Here is a 5,565-nt window from a genome sequence, read left to right as displayed (position 1 = left end):
GCCGCCACGCTCGCCTCAGCAACCCAACCTCAAAACGCTAAACATTAACCCCCCTGTTGCACTTCGGCTTGAAACCGACCAATGATTTTACGTAGATCGCGTTAATAGTCTTCATTCCCAGCGCGGGCTGGCAGACCGACACACCTCCACTTTGCCAAGTACGTAGGCGATGGTGTGCTGGCCTATTTTGGCTATCCACGAGCGCACGACGACGATGCCGAGCGGGCTGTACGTGCCGGAATGACGCTCGTGCGAGCCATCGCCAAACTCGATTCCGGTACGGGCGAACGTTGGCGAGTGCGGGTCGGGGTTGCTACGGGCTCCCCAATAGCTCTTCCAACTTGTCGATTTCGTCAAAAATTCGACGAGCATGTTCGAGATAAAGCTCACCCTCTGGCGTGAGCATCATCCGCCGGGTAGTCCGATCGATGAAGGCGACACCTGCCCGACTGTTCAACTGAGTTAAGTGTTTGCTGACCACGACCGACGTCAATCTCAGTTCACGCGCTGCGGCACTCGGACTACCGGCAGCCGCAAGTGTCGAAAAGAGGCTCGAATCTGACGATTGGACGGTCTCGTGCATGCCAGCAATTAGTAACTCAAAGTTAAAGACGCCTTGAATCTAGACCCAGTTTTCACTGATGGAACCTAGGTACAGTTCATCCACACTCAAACATTTCAAAGGACGGAGACATGAAGACCTATCGCATCGCGACGATTCCTGGTGACGGCATTGGCAAGGAGGTCGTACCGGCCGGCCGCCAAATTCTTGAGGCACTCGCTAACAAGAACAAGACCTTCGCTTTTGAATTCGAAGACTTCGATTGGGGCGCTGACTACTACCGTGAAAACGGCGTGATGATGCCCGAGGACGGTCTCGATGCTTTGCGCGACAAAGACGCGATCCTGTTCGGATCGGCGGGCGACCCGGATGTCCCGGATCACATCACGCTGTGGGGCTTGCGTCTGAAGATTTGTCAGGGCCTTGATCAATACGCTAACGTGCGGCCGACGCGGATCTTGCCGGGCATCGACGCACCGCTCAAGCGTTGCGCCCCCGAGGATCTGAACTGGGTCATCGTGCGTGAGAATTCCGAAGGGGAGTATTCCGGTGTAGGCGGTCGAGTCCACCAGGGACACCCGATCGAGGCCGCGACGGACGTGTCGATTCTCACCCGTGCAGGGGTCGAGCGCATCATGCGCTTCGCGTTCAAGCTCGCGCAATCGCGTCCGCGCAAGCAGCTCACGGTGATCACGAAGAGCAATGCGCAACGCCATGCCATGGTGATGTGGGACGAAATCGCCCTTGAGATCTCCAAGGAATTCCCGGACGTCAAGTGCGACAAGGAGTTGGTCGATGCATCGACGGCCCGCATGATCAATCGACCGGCTACGCTGGACACGATCGTCGCCACCAACCTCCACGCCGACATTCTCAGCGATCTGGCCGCGGCACTCGCTGGCAGCCTGGGCATCGCCCCGACCGCCAACATTGATCCAGAGCGTCGTTATCCGTCGATGTTCGAGCCGATCCACGGCTCCGCATTCGACATCATGGGCAAAGGCCTCGCTAATCCGGTTGGCACTTTCTGGTCGGTCGTGATGCTGCTGGAGCACCTTGGTGAAGTCGAAGCGGCCAAGCGTGTGATGCAAGCAATCGAAGCAGTCACCGGCGACCCGGCCCTGCACACCGGCGATCTCGGAGGCAAGGCGACGACCGCACAGGTGACCGCAGCGGTGTGCGCGCTGCTGGACTAGGCCGAAGCGCCGGCAGCTAACGCTACCACTTAAGGCCAATAGCCGGCTCTGATCTTTCCCACCACAAGCCTGCCGGTCGGCGGGCTACGGGCGGAGTGCCGTGACTCCAACGCCCTTCTTGACCAGGCGCCTCGTCGCTAGTTTCAGTTGACGCAATAACTATCCAGACAAAGCCGCAATGGTGCGTGGCGGATGATGCTCGTCCCTACGGATTAGGCACAAGCAGGAGACACGATGTTTGCCTCGACCCATCTTTCGCCTTTCATTTCTCTCGTCGCCAACGCAGCCAGCGGGCGGGACAACGAATGAAAGACTCGATCTCTTCTTCTCCGTCATCCAATGTCAGCGCGAGTGGCGAACTCGACGCCGACCGCTTGATGAAAAGGATGTTCAATGCGGCAATCGCAATTGCACAGCCTTCGTTGCGGGTACCCGATTTCCTCCCCGCCCGGCCGCGCGGGCGACTCATTGTGATTGGCGCCGGCACAGCCTCGGCGGCAATGGCCAAAGCGGTCGAAGATCATTGGGACGGGCCGCTCGAAGGAATCGTTGTGACACGTTACGGCTACGCGGTCCCTTGTGAGCGAATTGAGATCATCGAGGCAGCGCATCCAGTCCCGGATGAAGCCGGACTTACCGCAGCCAAACGAATGCTTCAACGCGTGTCAGGACTGAGTGCCGACGATCTGGTCCTGTGCCTCATTTCGGGCGGTGGATCGTCGCTGCTGCCCCTGCCGGCCGAAGGCCTGACATTGCAAGACAAGCAGGACATCAATCAAGCGCTACTTGCGAGCGGCGCGACCATATCGGAGATGAACTGTGTGCGCAGACATCTTTCGGCGATCAAGGGTGGTCGGCTCGCGGCGGCTTGCTATCCGGCTCGGGTGGTCAATCTGATCATCTCAGACGTGCCGGCAGACTCCGCAGCCGATATCGCGTCGGGGCCGACCGTTCCTGACCCGACTAGCTGTGCGGACGCTCTGGCTGTATTGAAGCGATATGAGATCAAGGTCTCATCTTCGGTCGTCGCGCTGTTGGAAAGCGGCCAAACCGAAACCATCAAACCTGACGATCCGCGATTGCCGCATATCGAAACCCATTTGATTGCGACGCCGCAGCTCGCGCTCGAAGCTGCGGCGCACGAGGCGCGAGCTGCCGGAATCGAAGCTCACATCCTCGGAGACTCAATCGAGGGCGAGGCTCGCGATGTCGGCGCAGTCATGGCTGGTATCGCCAAACAGGTACACCGCCGCGGACAGCCTTTCGAGGCTCCCTGCGTTTTGTTATCTGGCGGTGAAACCACAGTGACCATTCACGGCAACGGTAGGGGCGGGCGCAACGTCGAGTTTCTGCTGTCGCTTGGCGTCGCGTTAAACGGCGAGTCGGAAGTGTTTGCACTTGCCGGGGATACGGACGGCGTCGACAGGCAAGAAGAGATCGCCGGCGCATTGCTGAGACCCGACACTCTGTTGCGTGCTCGAGAACTCGGCATCCGTCCCACTGCGGCCGACGCTCACCAACGTGAACGATTTCCGTGCCATTTTTATTGCCGCTCAGCACGGCAATCCAAGGAGCAACTAAAGATGCGTCGCAATCGAAATGCCAAAATTGTCGCCACGCTTGGGCCTGCCAGCACAAGTCGCGAAACCATCGAAGCCCTGTTCAACGCCGGTGCCGACGTCTTCCGGCTGAACTTCAGTCACGGCACACATGAAGATCATCAACTTCGGCTCAAGATCATTCGCTCGATCGAGAAGGACGCGGGTCGGCCGATCGGTGTCCTTCTGGATCTGCAGGGTCCGAAACTTCGAATTGGCACGTTCGCGAATGGGCCGATCAAACTTGAAAAGGGTGCAAAGTTCCGGCTTGATCTCGACGCCAGCACGCCCGGCGATATCCATCGCGTGGCGCTCCCGCACCCTGAGATCTTTGCGGCACTCAAAGCGCAAACGAATCTCCTGCTTGATGACGGGCGTGTCCAGCTTCGAGTCGAACGTTGCGGGCCTGACTTCGCAGAAACCTTCGTCGTCGTCGGAGGACCTCTCTCAGAGCGCAAGGGCGTCAACGTGCCGGACGTCGTGTTGCCGCTCTCCGCGATGACCGACAAGGATCGCCGCGACCTTGAGTTTGGCCTGACGCTCGGCATCGACTGGCTGGCGCTGTCGTTCGTGCAGCGCGTTGAGGATATTCGGGAGGTTCGCGAAATCGTCGGCGATCGCATCGGGATCGTCGCTAAGCTCGAGAAGCCGGCGGCGATCGGCAGCCTCGACGCGATCGTCGACGAAGCCGACGCCGTGATGGTCGCGCGCGGCGACTTGGGCGTCGAGATGCCCTCCGAGCAGGTGCCCGCGATCCAGAAGCGGATCGTGCGTGCTTGCCGCAAGGCCGGCAAGCCGGTGATCGTCGCCACGCAGATGCTCGAGTCGATGGTCACGGCGCCCGTCCCGACACGCGCCGAAGCGTCAGACGTGGCGACCGCCATCTACGACGGCGCCGATGCGGTCATGCTGTCTGCCGAGTCGGCGAGCGGCAAATATCCGGTCGAAGCCGTCCGGACGATGGACCTCATCATCACGCAGACCGAAAGCGATCCCTACTACCGCGAAGTCATCACGACGTCGCACGCGGCGCCTCGCGCGAACACGGCAGATGCGATCGGCTACGCGATGCGCCACGTCACTAGTCTGCTCAACGCGGTCGCGACCGTCGCCTACACGAGTTCCGGCTATTCGGCGCTGCGCATGGCACGCGAGCGGCCAGCCGCGCCGATCATCGGCATGACTCCCCGAGAAGCGACGGCCCGTCGCCTGGCACTCGCTTGGGGCGTCCACCCGGTCCTCTGCGACGAAGTGATCGATCTGCTCGAAGTCAGCGAACTGGCATGCGCCACCGTCCGCGACGAAGGCTTCGGCGAGACAGGGCAGACGGTCGTCATTTCCGCGGGCATGCCGTTCGGCTCGCCCGGCACCACCAACTTGCTGCGCATCGCGCAAATCCAGTGAGAGACAACATGGCATGCATTCAAGACGTCAAGGGCTTCGAGCTGCTCGATTCCCGAGGCAACCCCACCGTGGCTGCTCAAGTGACACTGGACGATGGTTCGAAAGGGTTTGCGATATCGCCGTCCGGCGCATCGACCGGCGCCCGCGAGGCGCTGGAATTGCGCGACGGCGACATGTCGCGATATGGCGGCAAGGGAGTGCGGCGGGCGGTGAGCCACGTCGACGGCGAACTGCGTCAGGCGTTGCTCGGCTTCGACGCGGCCGATCAGGCAGGCATATAAGGCCGCGTCAGACGGCTGTCATCAATCAGTAATCGGAAAAGGAGACATTCCATGGACAACGATCTCGAAAAGCGGACCTTGCGCAAGATTAGCTGGCGCATCGTGCCGTTCATCATGCTGCTGTATTTCGTCGCCTACATCGATCGCGTCAACATTGGCTTCGCTTCGTTGACAATGCGAACGGATTTGGGAGTCACCGCCTCGATCCTCGGTTTCGGCGCCGGCATTTTCTTCTGGGGCTACTTCCTGTTCGAAGTGCCATCCAACATCGCGCTCCACAAAGTAGGAGCCCGGTTATGGATCGCTCGGGTCATGGTCACATGGGGCATCATCTCAGCGTGCATGGCCTTTGTTAAAGGGCCGACCAGCTTTTACATCGTGCGGTTTCTTTTGGGTGCAGCCGAGGCAGGCTTCTTCCCGGGCATCATCCTGTATCTCAGCTCTGGTCTCGAGAGTGCCGAGTTCTTGCGCCTTTCTCACGGTCTCATCTTGGCGTTCGTGAGCGCCGATCCAGTTCTCGGTAA

The 5,565-nt window shown here is 60.1% G+C and carries 4 protein-coding genes and 3 pseudogenes; 6 read left to right on the top strand and 1 reads right to left on the bottom strand.

From position 1 onward, the window contains the following. The first annotated feature begins 174 nt into the window (after positions 1 to 174). Complete coding sequence (locus tag AWB81_RS47790) at positions 175 to 402, top strand: nucleotidyl cyclase domain-containing protein (protein WP_235026167.1); 228 nt, start codon at positions 175 to 177, stop codon at positions 400 to 402. Here AWB81_RS47790 and AWB81_RS40000 read toward each other — a convergent pair. After that, positions 320 to 583, bottom strand: a pseudogene (locus AWB81_RS40000) (LysR family transcriptional regulator); the annotation flags it as partial. The gene AWB81_RS47790 and the pseudogene AWB81_RS40000 sit on opposite strands and share 83 nt — an antisense overlap. A gap of 110 nt (positions 584 to 693) precedes the next feature. Here AWB81_RS40000 and AWB81_RS39995 point away from each other — a divergent pair. The 5 genes and pseudogenes from AWB81_RS39995 to AWB81_RS39975 all read left to right on the top strand — a co-directional run. Next, the gene (locus AWB81_RS39995) at positions 694 to 1,758 is read left to right on the top strand and encodes a tartrate dehydrogenase (RefSeq protein WP_062643851.1); all 1,065 of its coding nucleotides are present in this window, start codon (positions 694 to 696) and stop codon (positions 1,756 to 1,758) included. A 305-nt stretch (positions 1,759 to 2,063) separates the two neighbouring features. Further along, a pseudogene (locus tag AWB81_RS39990) lies at positions 2,064 to 3,206 on the top strand (glycerate kinase type-2 family protein); the annotation flags it as partial. 135 nt (positions 3,207 to 3,341) lie between these two features. After that, positions 3,342 to 4,760 carry a pyruvate kinase gene (gene pyk, locus AWB81_RS39985; protein WP_062643854.1) on the top strand — a complete coding sequence of 473 codons (1,419 nt, stop codon included), beginning with the start codon at positions 3,342 to 3,344 and terminating at the stop codon, positions 4,758 to 4,760. Between the two features lie 8 nt (positions 4,761 to 4,768). Next, a pseudogene (eno, locus tag AWB81_RS39980) lies at positions 4,769 to 5,038 on the top strand (phosphopyruvate hydratase); the annotation flags it as partial. A gap of 54 nt (positions 5,039 to 5,092) precedes the next feature. Further along, on the top strand, positions 5,093 to 5,565 hold a 473-nt coding region (locus AWB81_RS39975; protein WP_235026166.1), incomplete at its 3' end, for an MFS transporter.

It is taken from the genome of Caballeronia arationis (genome assembly GCF_001544975.2).
Lineage (GTDB): Bacteria > Pseudomonadota > Gammaproteobacteria > Burkholderiales > Burkholderiaceae > Caballeronia > Caballeronia arationis.
This window is presented reverse-complemented; position numbering and strand designations above follow the sequence as displayed.